Origin of the sequence: Paenibacillus sp. NPDC056933 (assembly GCF_042674385.1) — a bacterium.
GTDB lineage: Bacteria > Bacillota > Bacilli > Paenibacillales > Paenibacillaceae > Paenibacillus.
In genome coordinates this window covers 2,118,289-2,137,602 of record NZ_JBHUQN010000001.1, presented here as the reverse complement: position 1 = coordinate 2,137,602, position 19,314 = coordinate 2,118,289, and the positions used below count along the sequence as shown (strand labels likewise).

9 protein-coding genes are annotated in these 19,314 nt (G+C 47.8%); all 9 read right to left on the bottom strand.

Annotated features, from left to right (window positions below):
* Positions 1 to 8: 8 nt before the first annotated feature.
* A complete protein-coding gene (locus ACFTRD_RS09695; protein ID WP_379379214.1) occupies positions 9 to 3,347 on the bottom strand; it encodes a DUF5107 domain-containing protein in 3,339 nt (1,112 codons plus the stop codon).
* A gap of 177 nt (positions 3,348 to 3,524) precedes the next feature.
* Positions 3,525 to 4,235: a trehalose operon repressor gene (gene treR / locus ACFTRD_RS09690; RefSeq protein WP_192273421.1), complete on the bottom strand. Its 711-nt coding sequence runs from the start codon at positions 4,233 to 4,235 to the stop codon at positions 3,525 to 3,527.
* Between the two features lie 126 nt (positions 4,236 to 4,361).
* On the bottom strand, positions 4,362 to 11,876 hold the full coding sequence (locus tag ACFTRD_RS09685; RefSeq protein ID WP_379379212.1) for a fibronectin type III domain-containing protein: 7,515 nt from the start codon (positions 11,874 to 11,876) through the stop codon (positions 4,362 to 4,364).
* 173 nt (positions 11,877 to 12,049) lie between these two features.
* Positions 12,050 to 12,706: a carboxylesterase family protein gene (locus tag ACFTRD_RS09680; protein ID WP_379379210.1), complete on the bottom strand. Its 657-nt coding sequence runs from the start codon at positions 12,704 to 12,706 to the stop codon at positions 12,050 to 12,052.
* A 9-nt stretch (positions 12,707 to 12,715) separates the two neighbouring features.
* The gene (locus ACFTRD_RS09675) at positions 12,716 to 13,738 is read right to left on the bottom strand and encodes an SDR family oxidoreductase (protein WP_379379208.1); all 1,023 of its coding nucleotides are present in this window, start codon (positions 13,736 to 13,738) and stop codon (positions 12,716 to 12,718) included.
* Between the two features lie 96 nt (positions 13,739 to 13,834).
* Complete coding sequence (locus ACFTRD_RS09670) at positions 13,835 to 14,260, bottom strand: cupredoxin domain-containing protein (RefSeq protein WP_379379206.1); 426 nt, start codon at positions 14,258 to 14,260, stop codon at positions 13,835 to 13,837.
* A gap of 212 nt (positions 14,261 to 14,472) precedes the next feature.
* Positions 14,473 to 15,426, bottom strand: coding sequence for an EamA family transporter (locus tag ACFTRD_RS09665; RefSeq protein ID WP_379379204.1), 954 nt, complete (start codon positions 15,424 to 15,426; stop codon positions 14,473 to 14,475).
* Between the two features lie 334 nt (positions 15,427 to 15,760).
* Positions 15,761 to 17,974 (bottom strand): DEAD/DEAH box helicase, encoded by a 2,214-nt coding sequence (locus ACFTRD_RS09660; protein ID WP_379379202.1) that lies wholly within the window; start codon positions 17,972 to 17,974, stop codon positions 15,761 to 15,763.
* Entirely contained in the window at positions 17,971 to 19,314 is a 1,344-nt protein-coding gene (locus tag ACFTRD_RS09655) for an ATP-binding protein (protein WP_379379200.1), read from the bottom strand. Before ACFTRD_RS09655 ends, ACFTRD_RS09660 begins: the two co-directional genes overlap by 4 nt.

Below are 19,314 nucleotides of genomic sequence, written 5' to 3'. Positions count from 1 at the left end.
TAATACGTTTATCTGTGCACATATGCTCCTTGATGATTCGGATTCATCTCCAGCACTCGTTCCAATTCAAGCCCCGCTTCGTCCTTACGTCCAAGGCCGAGCAGTCCCAGTGCGCGCATGTATCGACAGTGCTCCTCGTTTCGTTGATCCAGATTATCCTCAAAGACCAGAAAGTCCGGCAGGGAGACAGCGAAATAATCCATTCTGATGTGGTCGTGCATATGTCTCTCCGCATAATCAATCAGCTTGTTAAATCGACGCTTTGCTTCCTTTGAATTCCCCATTCGTTCCCAGGCCAGGCCCTGATAATAGATCCATTCAGGCGGCTGGTCGTTATAGAACATGGCACTTGCAGGTTCGTCCAGCCCGATGGAAGCTCTTAGAAAGTTCTCTTTTGCTGCCTCGGTATTGTTCATTAGTTCGTAGGCACAACCAAGATAGAAGTACACCGGATTGTCACCCGCACCTTCCAATTTCCCTTCACCCAAATGGTGCGGATAAATCAACGATTTTTTCAGCAAATCTACTGCTTGTTCGGGTTGTTTTTTCGCCAGATGTTGCTTCGCCAGTTCAGTAAGGGCCATAACATATTGTCCGGTGACCTTGCCTTCCCCGCCTTCCCAGGGATGAAAATGTCTACCTTGAAGTGCATTCCATGCCTCCTGATGTCTTCCTAGCATGTTCAGCAATGTAACCCACTCGATGTACAAATCATCACGGAAATGAACGAGGTCCATGTGTCGTTCCAATAATGCGATTCGGTTTTTACAGGAGCTGCCCCTCTTCTTGTGCAGTTGATCCAACTCGTAGAAGACCCGAGCGTCCGCAGGATTCAGGCGAAAAGCTTCCTCTAGAGATACCAGTGCATCGTCAGGCTGATGAAGCTTGTTATAATACGCGAGTCCCAGATTTCGATGTACTGTGGGATATGTAGGATCAACTTCACGTGAGGTTTCCCAGTGGGTAATGGCATCCTTGTACCGTTTTTTATCATACAACCAATTTCCCACATAATAATGAGCGCGAGCATCGAACGGATCTGCAATGAGCGAATCCAGCAGCACAAGCAATTCAAACAGACTGTTCGGAAAACAGTAATTCGGCTTGGCGACTTTCCCTTGATGTTGACATTGCAAAGCTTGTTCGGGGTCACCTGCCTTACGGTGCAGATACGCCTGAGCGTAATACACCATCGGGTACACCTGCTCTACTTCGGATTCATAGTAAGCAAGTACTCCTAGCGCTTCATGCCACAATCCGCTCTCAGCGTAATCTGCAGCCACATTCATATAATTATGGACGTCCCCACGCATGAGCTTTTTGAAATGAACAATCGCATGGGCTTTCTTTTCATGATCTGCCAGTGAAGATGTTCCACTGTATAACAGAACCAACTCATAAGCAGTTCCAAAATCAATCGGGTCCAGCTCCAGAGTATCGCGAGCGTACTGCATCGCCTGTTGCTCTCGGCCCGTCCTGCGCAGCAAAGCCACCTTCAGATGACGTGCCTTATAGTTTCTGGTATTACGGATCAGCGAACGTTCGATCAGTTCCAACGCTTCGACGTCGTTATTTTCCGCTGTATCGATCTGTGCAAGCAGTAAATATCCGCTATCCTGATATTGTGCAGACCAGACTGCTTTATAAAGTGCTTTGTACGCTTCTTGATGTCTCCCTTGCAGCTTCAAACAAAGGCCGAGCTGATAGAAGGATTCACTGTCATAGGGATTTGTATTTTTCCATGAGAGCGATTGCACAGCTTGGCGAAAATAAACCTCTGCCTGCTGAAACGAGCCTCTTCGCAGCAACAATGTGCCGTATGCAATATTATGACGGATATCACCCGGATCACGCTTCAACCCTTCCAGATAATAAGACTCTGGTTCATAGGTGGCATGCCGGTATTGCTCAATATGAAGCCCTGCCAAGTAAAGCTGTTCGTTGGTCCGAATCTCGGTAGGCAGAGGGAGTGGTTTGGCTGCTTCCGGCACTTCGTTCAGTCCAGCTGGCTCCGACTGATAGGAAACGAGCACTCTTCCATCCGCGGCACGAACAGTTACCATCAACTGATGCCAGTCCTCCTCACCACTCCATTGCAATGAAGTCTTATATAATTGGGTTGGTGAAAGGGTACAAGTTTCGCTCAGATACACGGTAGTTGCCCCTTTCAGTTCAATTGCCGCATCGGCAAACACTGAAGTTGCATATACACTTACAACGACTTGCCCTGTTTCCTTATCGAGCTCCAGGTTTACAGCCGCATCAATCGTGGCATTTTTGACCATACCAACCCCTTTGTAGGGCATAAAATACTGCGAAAAGGACTTGCTCTCATAAGGTTGCAACCAAGTAAAATCAGGCTGGTTATCCGTAAATACACCTGTCATCAATTCAATGTACGGTCCATCCTCATCCGTGAGTTGACGATCCCATGCCTGCCCAAATGCACCATTGCCCCATGTCCATTGCTTTTTGCCTGGAGATACATGATGGTTGGCTACATGCAACAACCCTGCCTGAACACTATGATCATAACCACCCACAAAATTGTAATCGGATTTGTAAGCCATGTACGATGTTGGAACCGGTATATTTTTATAACGAGAGATATCGACACCTTCAGAATAATCCATCTTGTAATACGTCCCTGTAGCAATGGGGAAGCGGGACACATCCCGTTTTCCGTGATCCAGCACAGCCGTTACATCCGGCGGAAACACCGATTGCGTATGATCATTAACGGCAACAGCCGGATTTGCCCACCACAGAAAGGTTTGAGGTTCATGGGTACGGTTATATACTTCGGCATTAATCGCCAGATATGCTTTCCCAGGATGCAACGTAAAACCGGCTGTCATCTTTGTCCCGTACATGCGATCTATTTCACCAATCCATACGGTAGCGCTCCCGTCTTCATTGCTCGAAAATGTACAATCTACCGGACCGAATGTATTGGGCCGATGGTGCTGGGGCCAATTGAATTCAATACCTCCCGAGATCCAGGGTCCAGCAAGACCTACCAGAGCAGGTTTGATCACCCGATTGTAATATACAAAATCGTAATCGTTCGTAAGATCTAGCGCACGATAAATGCGACCACCCAGTTCCGGCATCATCTCTATACGCACATACTCGTTTTCAAGAATAATGATTCGGTACGGTTGATCCGTAACTTCATCATCAATACGATCAACGACCGGAAGCGGATACACCTTCCCGGAGCTCCCCTGGTAGATTCGCTTTTCAAGAAACATCGGATTTTGATCCGGTTTGCCTGTACCATAGGTCGGAATGTTCCTGCTCTCTTCCCATACTCTAACTTTGGGTTCTACGGTTATGTGATTCAATCTATTCACTCCTCGACTCGTGTATATTGAGATCATACGCTCAGGCAAGAAGGAAGAACATTGACATTCAACGGTTCTTGATGGACGATCTTCGGATTTTCCCATAACAAAAAGAGTACTTCATTCACTGACAAGCAGTGAAAAAGTACTCTTTTTACTACCAAAACGTAACGTGCATTATCTTCGCCGGGCAAAATCAACAAATCTGAATTTATCCGGTCGATGCCTCGCCTCCGTGTACTGAAATTGACTGGCATCCTCCAAGTACACCTGGCTTCTAACGACAACTACATTATGGAATCCATCGAGATCGAGCAGTTCCCGATCCTCAGCGGTAGGTTCCTCCACCAAAATTTCCTTTTTGGCAAAAGAGATGGTCAATCCCAGCTCTTCCTCAATGTACTCGTAAATAGAATTATTGCATATCTCCTTGCTCAATCCGGGAATAAGCTTCTGACTAATATAGTCCTTGTCCAGAATAACATGGACTCCGTCCACTTTGCGTACACGCCGGATCTCCCACACCTGTTCATTCAGACCAAAATTAATTTTTTTGTACAAGGCCTGATCGACCTGTTGTTCCTCAAAAACCTTCACATACGTTTGAGCACGGTGTCCCATTTTTTTGGCTAGTTCCTTGAAACTGACGAGTCCCGAGATTGGAAAGTCAATTTTACGGATATCCAAAACTATGGAGCCTTTACCTTGAATTTTCTGAATATATCCTTCTTCATACAACATTTTAAGTGCTTTGCGGATGGTTTCTCTGGAGGTTTGGTAGCTCTCAGCCAAATCCAGCTCCGAAGGCAACAGCGATCCGGCTTGAATTTCGGCGGTACGGATTCGTGCTGCAATATCTTCATAGATTCGTATAAATTTGTTATTCATCATTCATCACCACTGTCCATTACCCTATTTTTATCCTATTGGCAACCTATTATAACATTAAAAGTCGAACAACCGATAATGTTCTACAGACGATGATGAAATGATGAAGCCATTTTAGGATTAAAACTAAATCGTCCTATCCCATTTTGGTGTGTTAGTCTCTTTACTCGTTTGATTTCCCTCCATAGTTTGGTTTTCTTCTATAATACGAATCAGTTTGTTCAAACGGAAGATCAGGGCCGCCGCCTCGGATCTGCTCAAATGCTGCATGGGACGGAAACTGCCGTCTTCGTATCCGGTTAGCATGTACATTCCGGCAAGCTCTTCCACCTCTTCTTTGGCCCAATCGGACACATCCATCTGATCGGTAAAAACACGACGTAAAGTCGCGGGCTCCGGCTTGATTTTGCGAATAACATTTGCAATAATCTTGGATGCCTGTTCCCGGGTGACAAGTGCATTAGGTGCAAATTTACCATTGCCCATACCATGTACCATTTCACGCCTTACCGCTGCCTCAATCTCTGGAGCATACCAATCCTGATTGTTCACATCCTGAAAAGAATGCTGGTAACCAACAGATGTGTCCACACCCATTAATCGCACAATAAGTGCTGTGAACTCAGCTCGTGTAATGGGACGACGCGGTTCGAAACGGGTCTCACTCACACCCTGAATAATATTCTGTTCTGCCAGCCAGATAATCTGATCTTTATTAAAGGTTTGACCAATATCCAAAAATTTGACCTGTTTCTTCGTTGCTGTATCAGGTTTGCCATCCCAATCAGGTTGGGTCACTTCTGCCTGTTCAGTCTCCGGTTTGGAAGAAGGCGTTGCTGGGCTAGTTCCTCCACTCGAAGGTGGATACGGCATAGTAACAGCCGAAGCCTGTTGGCTTTCACTTTTTTCCCCAGCAGAATTTTCAGTCCATAACAACACATCATAACGCTGTCCACCCGTTAAGCCAGTCCAGATGTAGCTTCGATCCTTCCCGCGATAAATTTCATGCCCGTTATGGGAAAGAACAACCGTTTCATTCGCAGATTCCAGCTTCCAGCTCACTACAATACTGCTTGTACTTTGGGCCGCCGCTGAAACAATGACTTCATTCGACGGCAGTGTCTCGAACTCAGGTACAAGGATGGTCTTCCCGTCTCCCGCCTCATTAAAAGGCACGATGGAAAAGTCAGGATAGCGCTGCGCACTTTTCAATTCGGTAATGTGCATGGACGTTTCTGTTGTTGTTGCAATCAGCTCGGATTGCTGGTAGATCCGGTAGCCCGTTGCACCTGGAGCCATATCCCATAGTATATCCGCTCCATGTGCAGCTCGTTCTTCGACTATAGGAGAGGAGGAAATAGTGCCGGGCAGCGTAACTGCGTTAAGCTTCAAACCATTCTCGCTAATACCGGAAGCATTCCCTGTTTTAATGGTGTACTCATAATGGACTCCAGGTTCGAGCCCCTGATCCTTATAAAAAGGTTCGTCCACCGATACTCTGCTGATCTCCACTCCATTACGTTCAATGATGAACTGTTCGGCCCCCTTGACTTGGCTCTTTCCAAACTGAAGTTGAATGCTATCTTGTGTGGAATGATATTCCATTTCCTTCGGTGCCTCCGGTTTGGTCAATAACGTATATTCAAGCTTATGAGAGATGTCTCCCTGCTCGTTCTCGGTATACAGTTCTATGGAGTAATTCGTTCCACCCTCCAGTTCATCAACGATATACTCTTTTTGTTTGCCGCGGTATAGCTCCATGCCCTCCATCATAACTACAAACGTCTCGTTGAGATAAGGGAAAGCCCACTCCAGTCTGGCATGATTTGTTTCCGGGTACAGCTTCATCTCAATAGAATCAACATGAGGCAATGTGAAAAATGGCGTGACTTTAATAGGCCTTCCCTGACCCGCCGTATTATAAGGAATGATCTGCACCCGATCATACGGGGCTGCGCTGGCAAGCCCTGTAAGTCTGATCACAGTCAGTTCTCTCTCTGTAATTGTAGTAAATTCGTCATCCGCTATCTTTACAATGTAACCATCGGCCCCTTGAACCTTCTCCCACGTAATCACTGCCTCCGTCTCTCCAATCACATCTGGATGCAGCGGTTCAGTCACTGTTGCGGGTAGCGTCCGCAATAGAACATCGAATCCCGTATCGCTATCACCGGAGGCATTAGAAGTCTTGACCGTATAGGTGTACTTCTCTCCCGGCGTCAGGTCCTTGTCTTCATAAGAAATCCTGTCAGCCGGAATACGGTCAATTTCATTCCCATCCCGCAAAAGGATCAATTGATCCGCTCCTCGTGTGGCGCTGCCACTCAGATTAAGTGTTGCCGATTGATCCGTTACCGCTTCAATACTTGCGGTTTGCGGGGATATAGGCTTGGTCAGTAAATGAACCTGCACTGGAGTGGAACGGTGACCATCCTCATTCATTACTGTGAGTTCATACTCATACATTGTGCCATCTAGCAGACTCGCGAGATGGGCCGAAGGTACGGTTACCGTCTGCACCTCTCCCGTGGTCTGATTGTGAATTTCATATGCAGTGGCCCCCTGAACTGCTTCCCAGGCCAGATCAAACGCATGTGTTCCCTTAATTACACTAATCCCATCTGCGGGTACTGGCCGTGTTTGGGTCATTACCCCATAGGTTAAGGATTCGCCTGAGCCACTTGCATTGACCGCCCGGATCATATAAGTGTATTTCGTGCCCGAAGACAAGTCCCTGTCCACGAAGCGGCCTTCACTAGCATCCAAACGAGCGATCTCACGCCCATTGCGTTCAATGATATATTCGTCTGCCCCTTTTACACCTGTTTTGGTGAAATCCAGACTAAGGCTGTTTTCTGACACATCATATGCCTGAACTTTAACTGGTTTCTTAGGCAAGGTCAGCACGGAGACATTCGTCGCTTCGGATTGGGTCCCTTGTCTATTTACCGCCCGAAGAGTATAGCCGTGCCTTGTTCCATCTTGAAGCCCAGTAATCAGCGCCGTCGGCTGCATACCACGATAGATCTCCTTATTATTCTGGTAAATTAAATACTCTGATGCACCTTCTACAGCGTCCCAAGACAAGGTTGCTTTATGTACTTTAGGTTCAACAACGATTCCTGAAGGCGGCGTTGGTTTGGATAATTGGATCAAACTTGCCGATTGACCTGTTCCCGAGGCATTCACGGCCTGTACCTCCAACACATATTCCAGCCCTGGCAATAAATCTTCAGCCGTATAGGTAAGTTGAGAAGTTCGACCAACCTCAGTTCCATTGATTCTCACAATATAGGACTCGGCTGTCTTTACCGATTCCCACTCCATTCCCATGCTTGTTTCATCGATACGCGTTACTGCCATCCCTTCAGGTCTGGTTGGTAAAGTGAGCAGTTCGCTACTTGTGGCCGCACCATACCCGGCAGCATTTCCAGCCTCCACTTGATACGTATAGCGACGACTGCCTGATAATTGATCGACGATAAGCTGTGTATCTGATATTTCATAGCTCTGTCCATCAAGAACCACCCGATAATGGGTGGCCCCGGGGACTTCATCCCATTTAAGTATAGCTCCTGTCTCGGTCGGTTGAACAAAGTGAAGCCCTGAAGTACTCTCGGGAAGGGTCGTTCCAGCTACCCGATTCGATTGACCTTCTCCACTCCCATTGACCGCCCGCACTTCCAACTGTTGCATAGTACCTGCAGCCAATCCCGTAACGACCCATTCATGGGTTCCGGCGGGCAGCGCCTGCCTCTTCTCTCCATCCACATAGACCTCATATTGCTCAGCACCTCTTACAGGCTCCCAACTTAGACGCAAGCTCGTTGTTGTAGGCTCATCCACGGTCAAGTTTTCAATAACACCGGGCAGGGTCATCCATTTTTGCAAGTCTGCCGGGGGCCCTTCTCCTGTTTCATTCGCAGCGAGCAATTCATAGCTGTACTCTGTACCACTATCCAGACCTGCATCTACATACGCGGTTTCCAATCCTTCGAAGACTCCTGTCCCACTGCGCGAAAGACTGTAATATGTGGCTGAAGTTACCGTATCCCATGCCAGAGAGATCTCATGCTCCCGAATCTGCACTGCCGCAAATTGACCTGGTGCTGCAGGCAAAGTCAAGAACCCCGTCCGGCTTCGACCTCCCGCACCACTTTCATTCAAAGCAGTAACCGAGATGGTATGAATTGTCCCAGGGACCAGATTGCTAATGTAAGTCATGCGGAAAAAGTCGGATATGGTCTCATCATATACCTTTCTTCCGTCTGTAGTTGAAGCCATGATCCGATATGCCGTAGCGCCTTGAACGGAATCGAAATGTACTTCTGCTAGATCTGGCTGAGATTCCACTTTACGAACTTGCAATGATCCCGGCGCCGCAGGAACCGTTAATGCACGGATCGTTACTGAATCACTTAAACCTGTGTGGTTTCTGGCTCTGACCTCAAATTCATAGACTTGCCCTCCATTCAGAGAAGCATCCATTAACGAGTGGTTCGGATAATCCATTGTCCACGACTGTCCTGTTGTTTTATTCATCACTTCATATTGGTATCCATCCGTGTGCCATTCTCCTGTCGGCAGGTCCCATGTAAGTTCTGCTGAAGTTTCATTGATCTGTGTGATGCTCACATTCGCTGGTTGTTCTGGCTTGCGCTGAATCTGATAAGGTGAGGATACGGTTTCATATGTATTGCCTGCCTCATCGGTTGCTTTGGCATGAATATACCAGATGCCTTCCGAATCGATTGGAATTACGGGCTTATTGGACTCGGCTTCAGTCCAGTTCTCTGGTGGGGCGATGCTGCCCGTTATTTGATAGAATCGTTTCAGCTCATGGATGCCTGAGTCAGCATCTTCATATTGAATCATGGCGGATATATCGGTATCAGTCCAACCCTGTCCATTCGGTGTAAATGTAATCATTGGAGCAATCTGATCGACGTAAGCCGTACGACTGATCTCTGTGCCAACATTACCGACGGCGTCCCTAGCTCTGGCCCGAATGACAGTTGCTCCGTTTATGCTCACAGTACCCGAGTTCCCTGTGATATATGGATCTCCGTTTAAACTATACTCATATGATATGGCATGTTCATCTACACTTCCGGCAATCGTAAATTGCACGTCTTCCTTACTCCAGCCAGATTGGCTTAATGTAATGACCGGCTCTGTTGGAGCAGTCTTGTCGATCCGAATGATTGCTTTTGCTACGGTACTTATATTCCCTACCCTATCTAGTGAGCGAGCATATACGGCGGTTTGTCCTTCGTCGGTAACCTTCACTTCGCCCGTGTAATCGATCCAGGGACCTTGCTCATTTAGTCGATATTGGCTTTTGACAAGTCCACTTCCTGTATCTTCACCGCTGATTATTTCAAAAGACACATCCTGATTCGTCCAGTCATCGTCACTGAGCATAATATTCGGCTCCTCGGGTCCTGTCCTGTCTATACGTGCAGTAGCTGAAGTTGACCCACTGACATTCGAGGCTCGATCCACACTCCGCGCCTGAATTCCGGTTACTCCTTCTGCATTCAATATAAACGGTTCCTGGTAATTGATCCACGTTCCTTCATCACCAAGCCTGTACTGTGTAAGACCAACGCCGCTTGCCTCGTCTGTACCTGCCGTTAATGTCACCGTGACATCCGAATTGGTCCATTCCGGTGGATTCAATGAGATCATGGGAGGCGTTGGAGCGGTTCGGTCTACCCGTACCGTAACAGAAGCTTCTTGGCCTGTATTGCCAAATGTATCTATGCTGCGTGCAAAAATGAGTGTGTTTCCTTCAGAAGCAAATGTGACTGGTACGCTGTATTCCTTCCATTCTCCCCCTATCCCCAGTTTGTACTGTGTCTTCTGCACCCCACTCAAGGCATCCGAACCTGCTGTTATGGTAACTGCCACCTCTTCCTTGGTCCAAGTAGATGGATTGACGGATATAGAGGGAGCAGTCGGGCCTGTTGTGTCCTTTGTGATCTGACCAGCAGATATGAATGGTGTCTGTATGCCTTCGCCATTTAGTGCTGCTACATACACTTCATACACTCCGTCGGCGAGCCCAGTTATAGCCAATTCAGTACGTGTCGAGGAGGTTGTACCCGATGCGAGTACTTGTCCGCCAGATTTTCGTATCTCGGTTTTGTAGTTGGTTCCAGCGGGATTACCATTGTTGTTCCAACTGGCCGTTACGGAGTTACCAGACTGTGTGACTGCTGCATCAGCGGGCGAGTTTGCCAGTGTATATTTGGCCGCAGAACTTGAATATCCCGTGTAGGAACCGACTGCATTTTTGGCCCGGACCGCAAAGGAATACTGTGTATTCGGTGTAAGTCCAGTCAACTGGCGACTGTTTGAGGTACCCGTATCGAAACTCTGATTGGTCGTTACATTTTTCAATTCATACGTCACGGAAGCGTCATTCGCCTTCTTATCCCAGTTCACCGTCATATTATTGCTGTTCACCGCTGCAAACGTCGGCGCTCCTGGAACAACGAAACTTCTCACCGTGAAATGGACAGTTCCTGCTGAAGACACTCCCCCTTTGTCATCCATCACCCATACCTGTAACGTATGTGCGCCATCGGCGAGAGTTTCTGGTAACGTATAATTCGTGTTAAATGACTGATTCACACCTGTGGCCGTCATCTGTGTCAGGATGTTTTCCGCCCCACCGTCGATCGACCATTTTACAGTCAAAAGATCTCCCACATCCGTATCCCGGGTTGTACCGGAAATTTGCAGCTGCTGCCCTTTATAATAGGTCTGGCCCGAAGAAGGGGCTGATAATGTAAAGGAGGGCGGTGCATTTTTCGGACCAATGCCCACAATTGTGGAAAATTTCCGTGAAGCCTGGTTGGCTGTCGCTTTGCCACTCCACCAAAATTGTGCAGCAGTATCACTCGCCGTTACGGTCTGCCCTGGCGCAAACGAAGATGGAGCGGAGCCGCCTGTAAGCTGGGCATTATCCGGGCTGTTATATTGCCCCATGAAAATACGATCTGCGTCCACGACATTATACGTGTTGGCATAAAAAGCAGTTACCTGCACACCGCCGCTATAATTGCGCCAGCCGTTCTCAATCACTTCAAATGGTGAAGCATCATTGCCATTCACCATGGTATCCCAGTAGAACGTGCCTCCCAGATTGAGCGTCGAGCCGCTGCGATTAACAGCCTCCAGCTCCACTTTCATATAACCGCCTTGAGACGTGGCGTTGACGATGGATACTCGCAAAATATACTCGACATTGTCCTTTTGACGGGACATTTCAATGACGTTGTTGTTGATTCGATAATAATTGAGCGGCAATGACTTAAAGTTAATGGGGGTTCCGTTGTGATCAATAATGGTGGATACATTTCCGGTATCTCCGCCGTAAAATACGTTGGTATTGGGAAGCAATACAATTCTGTATTTGCCATCACTGTTCATCTCCACCTTCACTTTGGAGGATTGAACAGCCTTCATGCTGGAGGTATCGGATACAATACTGATGCTTTCCACAGCTTCAGCCATAACGGCTGTTGCCCCCCATTCAGCGATCAGTGCTTGAGGTGAAAGCAAGGCAAAAGCCAGCACTACTTTGGTCAGCTGCTCGGCTTGTTTTTTTACCAATTTTCGGGATTTCTTCAACGTCTGCTCTCCTTTTCTGCACACCAAAAAAAGGAGGCACCCCAACAAAGGAACAAAGTCCTCTGTTGGGGTGCCTCCCCTAACAAGTGTCATTTTTTCTTGATTATAACGATTCAAATAAGAATTGTAAATACCTCGCATAAGGTGAAACTCTTCATTTTAAGGGGGAGCCGTTATAAACTATGGCTGAGAAACCACTTGTATAATTCCGGGTTAGCATACGTTTCCGTCCAGGCATCATGATCGCCTTCCGGGTATATGGTCAGCTTCACATCCGCATTCAATGCCTTAAGCGCATTCACAATTTTCTCGGATTCAGAAACATAAACGACGTCATCCTTCGCCCCGTGAAACGCCCAAATCGGTATATTACGCAGTTCTTCCGCTTTGGAAGGGTCTGCTCCCCCACATACAGGAGCCAATGCTGCAAATGTATTGGGGTAAAACAGTGGCAGATCCCAAGTACCATACCCGCCCATACTCAGACCTGTTAGATACACCCTGTCGGGGTCAGCTGCTTCGTTTTCCAAAACATGTTCCAGAAGGGCCATGACAGCTTCACGATGCATACCCCAAAATTCGTCCACAGGACATTGCGGGGAAATCACGATAAACGGAAAGCTCTTGTCCTGATCAGCAATAAGCGGGACCCGGTTTGCTTTAAGCATTTCCACATCATTTCCGCGTTCCCCAGCACCATGAAGAAACAAAATGACAGGCCATTTCTGGTCCGCAGCACCTGGTCCCTCCATCTCGGGAATGTGCAGCAAATAGTCCAATGTGACGGTTTTGGTAATTTCTTTTACCAGTCGATGCCCGGTTTGGGACATATGCTCGCCTCACTTCTCATCTCTAATTTTTAACAACGCCTCGTCCAATGCTCCGACCACCCTGTCACACCATGTATCGAATTCCGGATCCTCGGTCTGCAATTCAGGATGAGCCAAGATATATTCTATGGTACTCCGGATTCCTTGATCGGCTCTTGTCGTTGCCACAAATTCCGGAACAAGCCTTTTTAATTTTCGGTTATCAAATACAACCGTATTCGCCTTGTCTCCCAGCAAACCGCCTCGAAGATCCTGATCACTGCACGCCGCCAGGAACTCGGAAGATACGTGAACGGCATGAAGTTTGACACCAAGCACACCTGCAATAATCTCATAGATCTGATTCCAGGTGACCGACTCATCCGAGGTAATATGTACCGATTCTCCAATGGCGTGAATGTTGCCCATAAGGCCAATGAATCCTTTGGCAAAATCGCGGTTATGCGTTATGGTCCAGAGCGATGTACCGTCACCATGAATGATTACCGGTTTATTTTCACGTATGCGCTTGATAACCTGCCAGCTGCCTTCTGCTCCGTGCACACCGAGAGGTACAGAACGTTCATTATAGGTATGGCTAGGACGCACGATGGTCACCGGAAACCCTTCTTCACGATACTGCTTCATCAGATAGTCTTCACAGGCAATTTTGTTGCGTGAATATTCCCAATACGGATTGGATAATGGCGTACCTTCCGTGATTCGATAGTCCGAAAGCGGCGTCTGGTAGGCAGATGCTGAACTGATAAATATAAACTGCTTCGTTTTGTCCTTGAACAAACGGTAATCTCTCTCCAACTGCGAAGGTATAAACGCAATAAAGTCTGCGACAACATCGAACTCCAGGTCGGCAATCAGCTCTGCAACCCGCGCCTCATCGTTGATATCGGCTTGAAGTATCTTCACTTCTGAAGGCAAATCATCGTTTCGATTCCCCCGGTTGATCAGATAAAGTTCGCAGCCCTCTTTGGCAAGCTGGTTGGTAATTGCTGTACTGATGGTACCTGTTCCTCCAATAAATAGCGCTTTCATTTTTGACCACCTCCAGATGGATTAAATCACTTTCAATATATCATGCCTAGAAAAGAGGAGCAAAGATTCGATTGCCGAGTCTCTGCCCCTCTCATTTTATATGACCTTCACCGTTCCATAAATCATGTACATCCCGCAGTGGATTTCATATTCCCCAGGCTGCAAATCTTTGTCTATCGTGTAGTAATTATCTCCCTTTTGCATATACAGGTCCATGCCAAGTTTACTTGATCCAACAGATTTGACGTGTGTGACCTGCCGGGTAAGAATAAAATTTATCTTGGTGGGTACTCCGGATTTGACCTCAATAACGTCTGGTTCAAAACCGTCATTGCTTACGTTAACATCAATAACTTCATATCCTTTCAAGTCCTCCACCGTCTCGGCTTTGGCCGTTACGGCACTTCCCGAGCCTGGGGACATGTCCTTGCCCATAAAATAAACCATAAAAGATCCCAGCAGCACGACTACAGTAAGACCCAGCGTTAGCCAAGGCCAGGTTTTGTTAATCCAGCTTTTCATCTCAACGCTCCTCTTTCTATGTTTCCATTCTATTGCAACTCTTCTTCAGCATACCCCATTCGGTTAAAAATGAAAATGACTCGTATGGGCCATAACGGCATGAAACATGAAGCAATCCAGTCAAATGTGTTCATAAAAAAAGAGCCTGATCATTCAGGCTCTTACTCTTTTAGCTATAGCTATTATCTTTATAACTCTATCTTATTCCCCACTCAGGAATATATAGGTGTATTTCGACTTCGTCTCATCCGTAACTTATAAATCTCAGGCAGCGCTACACCAATTAACACCACAATAACCCCGATCCATTGCAATGGGCTCACATGCTCGTGAAGCACAATGGATGAGAGCAGGACTGCGATCGGAAGCTCAACTGCACCAAGAATTCCGGCCATGTCGCCTCCAATATGAGGGACACCTACAGCGAACAGAACTGGCGGGATAAATGCTCCGAAGAATCCGAGCAGTAATCCGAACACAAGCAGCTGGCTCCAGATTAAGCCGTTAAACAAGAACGTCGGCGGGAACAGGATGCATAGCAGGACCAGACCTCCTGTAACCATCCATGCACTGCGAAATGCCGGATGTGCTGTTGGAACCGCTTTGCCGCTGAACAGTACAAACAGGGAGTAACTTACAGCCGCCATCAAGCCAAGCGCTATGCCCAAGCCATTAAACTCTCCGAGTCCCTGTTCCAGGAAACCTGCTGCCAGCAATGTTCCACCAAACAGGATAATCAAAGTCAGGAACGTTACCTTGTCAGGACGCTGACGTTTGCTCACGGCCTGGATCAATACGCTAATCCACGTAAATTGGAACAAAAGAATAATGGCCAGTGACGCGGGAATGTATCGTAAAGACTGATAATAGACAAGACCGGTAATAACCGTTGGTGTCCCTGCAGCCATCAACAGCAAACGCTGCTTCCACGTTAATTTCTGGAATGCTTTTGCCACGGCTGCTGATGGTTTTCCATCTGCCTGTGATTTCCGTTTCATTCTAAACTTCGAGTATAATGCCAGCATCCAGGACAGGATGAAGCCCGTGATCAGCTGTGTGCCCACGACCTCTCCAAGTTTGTACCCTTCGCCGTAAGCCAGAACCACAATTGTGGATAAGATGCCATAGCTCATCGCTCCTGCGAGAACAGACAGATAATATTTCATTGTAAATAAACCTCCTGATGATCGAAAAATGCGTCCGCATGTTTGATCCATGCCAAGGTCACAGACACCATCCAAATGCAAAAAATCCTAACTACGAGCAAGGAATACAATGATTCCCTGGCATCGTAGTTAGGAAGTATAGGCTTCCCGTAGAGACCCTCGCCCTGTGTACACTTTCGGCCTGCGAGGTTATACGAAATGAAATATGCATTTGTTCGTGATTCGTGTGTGACGACTTTTCATATATTACATGGCAGGTGAGGTGGTGTCAACCCTGATTCATCATTTAAATTTTTTTAATTCAAATTCAAGGCATCTGACAAGCGTTATTACGTTATTTCGTCGCTGTAGACTCCCAGGCCAACGTTTGCTGTAATCCTTCTCTAAGACCATGTAGATCCAATCCATCCACTGCAAAAGCTTCACGAATCAGGGGCGGGGCTATGAATTCATCATATTTGCCAAGATACGGCGCTTCATCTTCAGCAAGTAACGCAGATGCGTCTTCCATTGTCCGACACTCACTCATGATTTCGGCCAAAAGTGTGCGGCCATCAGCTTTGCCAGACACCACAAAATAATAGGGCTCCATGGGCACCACAGAACGCAAGGCCAGCTTGTCAGACAAATTATGCTTCATTAGTCGCTCCAGTGTTCGGAAAGACTTGCTTCCCACCCAGGGCAGCACATATAAGGAATCTCCACCCGCAGGGATGACGACCTGCTTCAGCAGGCCGCTCTCCCGTGCAAGACGTCGAGCCCGCTCCAGACGATTCACCGCTTGCGGAGACAGATAGGGATATATCACCGTGTCTGACAGTACTTCACGCATTTTCTGTACAACAGCTGTGTGGATATCACCACCAGCACCAAGCCATAACGTGTCGACTTTGCCTTTGGCAGACTTTACGTACACCGATTTGTGCTTATGGTCCACCTCTTCCACTTTCCACAGTTTTCCGGCAAGGGAGAAACAGTAGCCAGGTGGCGGCACGGTTGTAATCGATCCAATCTCTTCGGAACCGTTCAGCACTTTATGCTCTTCATCATCTTTGAACACCGCGTAAAAGCGATAGTTATTAACGGTTTTCTCACCCGTAAGCCCAATAATTAATGCCCGATCTTCGGTCCATTGCAGATGATCCGTCTCAATCAGATAGTTCAGGAAGACCTCATATTGATCTGGTCGAATCTGCGCAAAGGGTGCCAGCGATAGAATGGCTTCCGCCAGTTCCTTCGGTTCAGCTTCCCCCATGCTTTTCAGCATGCTCATGGTTTGATGATAGAGTACACCCATTGGCATTTGGCGGGCTTCCAGCGGCTCAACCCACTTGGTCTTTACATACAATTCAATAACAGCAATGGCACGCAGTAGTGTCCAGGGCATACGTGCAGGGAGCTGAGCCTCTTCATCCTCTTCCTCCGGACATACAAATAGCATCTCGGAAGCCATATCCTCGCGCCTGCCTGATCGTCCAAAACGCTGCACAAAGCTCGATGCACTATAAGGGGCTCCAAGCTGCACAACCCGCTCCAGTTCACCCAGGTCGATACCGAGTTCCAACGTTACGGTAGCCGCAGCTACGGCTGGACCTGATCCCGTCCGCAAAGCGGCTTCCGTCTCTTCTCGCAGCATGGCGGAGATACTGCCATGATGCACATGGAAGACATCTCGCTCCTGTCTGCGTGCAGCGACACGGCGCATCTCCAGGATGGTGACTTCGGCATCCGTCCGGCTGTTGGTAAAAATCAAAGCTTTCTTGCGATGGGTACTCTCATAAATGAAGTCGTAATACACTTTACGTGCGTTATGCAGATGTTCAGCCTGTTCTTCATCCCGTGCATCCGGAAACGAAAAATGCTCCACCCGCAGACGCAGCTTGCGACCACCAGGGGAAGAAACCACATCCACCCCCTGGTGAGTTCCGGCAGCGAGCCAGGCTGTAGCTGTATCATAATCACTCAGTGTCGCAGATAACCCCACTCTTCGCGGTTTACATCCAGCCATACGCTCCATTCGCGCGAGCTCACTCAACACCTGAATGCCACGATCTGCCCCCATGAATGCATGAACCTCGTCAATAATGACATATCGCAGATCATGAAACAGAGCCGGAATTGCATTGGGGCGATTCATTAACAGACCTTCCAGCGATTCAGGCGTAATCTGAAGCACACCGGATGGATGTCGCATGAGACGGGTTTTCTCTGCCTGGGGCACATCCCCATGCCAGTGCCATACTGGAATGTTCCCCTCTGACAACAAGTCCTTTAGTCGCTCGAATTGGTCATTAATCAATGCCTTAAGCGGCCCAATGTACAGAATGCCTACAGATTTGGAGGGTCGTTCGTACAGCTCGGTCAGTGCAGGAAAAAAAGCCGCCTCCGTTTTGCCGGAAGCAGTTCCTGCTGCAATCAGCATATGATGCGGAGTATGAAAGCAAATATTACAGGCCTCAATCTGGGCGGGCCGGAGAGACTCCCACCTTTTTTTATAAATAAATTCCTGGACAAAAGGTGCAAGCCGGTAGAAAGGATTCTCACTCATAAATCGAACTCCGCCAGAAAATCATCCAGATCATCGGAAGAGGATGAAGAATCAGCTGCTTTTCCTGTTTCCTGCGGTTTGAATGCCCGCTCACCAAGCAATTGGGCATAGGTCACTTCGGGATTCTGGTGGAGCGTATGGAGCACATCCATGAAATCCCTTACCACTTCCCGTGTGGTCAGTAACTCATCCGCACCGAGTCGGTTTACCGCGGTTTGCATAAAATCAACTAAATCTTCATCTGTCAGACTTGCACTGTATCCAAAATGCATGGCATGAATCTGGCGCAGCTTCTGCAAGAGAATCAGAATCTCTTCATGGGACAACATCGACAGTTTCAGGATCGGTCCGGTATAATTCGCATATGCTCTTGCTGCATAGCGGCCATCAATGAGTCTCGAACGAAGTGCTTCGTAACTGAACAACCCTCGTCTCTCATCTTCCACAAATTGCGGTGTGCCACCTACAAAAATGCCGAGGTGTTCTGCTTTTCCCTGCATCGTATCATTGAACATGGTGAGCAGCTTCTCGTAGTTGCTTTGCCGAGAAATGCTGTTTGTAATTTTATATAGATTCACTGCTTCATCGATGAACAGCAGCAGTCCTTTATAACCAATCCGTGCCGTAAATTCGGACCATAATTTGAAGTAGTCATACCAGTTATCATCGTCAATAATGACGCCGACAGCCAGCTCTTTCTTCGCTTCCGTCTTGGTGGCGAATTCACCTCTCAACCATCGCAGCGCTGCCTGTTTGCGGTCATCATCCGCCAATTTATACCCGTTCCAGTACGAAGCCAGCACCTTGGCAAAATCGAAACCATGAACCAGATTCTGCATTTCATTCGTTACGGCATAGATCTGCTTCTCCACTTCAGCAGGAAGTGCAGGATCATCCGGGCGCAAGCCTCGGCTCTGCATCGCTTGTTGCTGAAGACTGGCGATCCATTTCTGCAAAATCGGTTCCAGCGCGCCGCCATCCGGACGTGTACGAGTAGACAGACGAATCATCAGCTCACGGTATGTTGCTAGCCCCTGACCCTTGGTTCCCACGAGTCTGCGCTCCGGTGACAAATCGGCATCCGCCACAACGAATTCCCGATCCATCGCATAGTTGCGAATCATCTGTAAAAGAAAGCTTTTGCCGCTGCCATATCTTCCTGTAATCAGCTTAAAGGCCGCTCCCCCTTCTGCGATGTTATCCATGTCCCGCAAGATTGCGTCGACTTCAGCCTTCCGGCCAACAGCGATCTGCTCCAGTCCGATTCGTGGTACAACACCCGCTGTCAACGAATTTACCAGCGCAGTAGTCAGCCGCTTCGGTATTTTGAATTCTGTCAC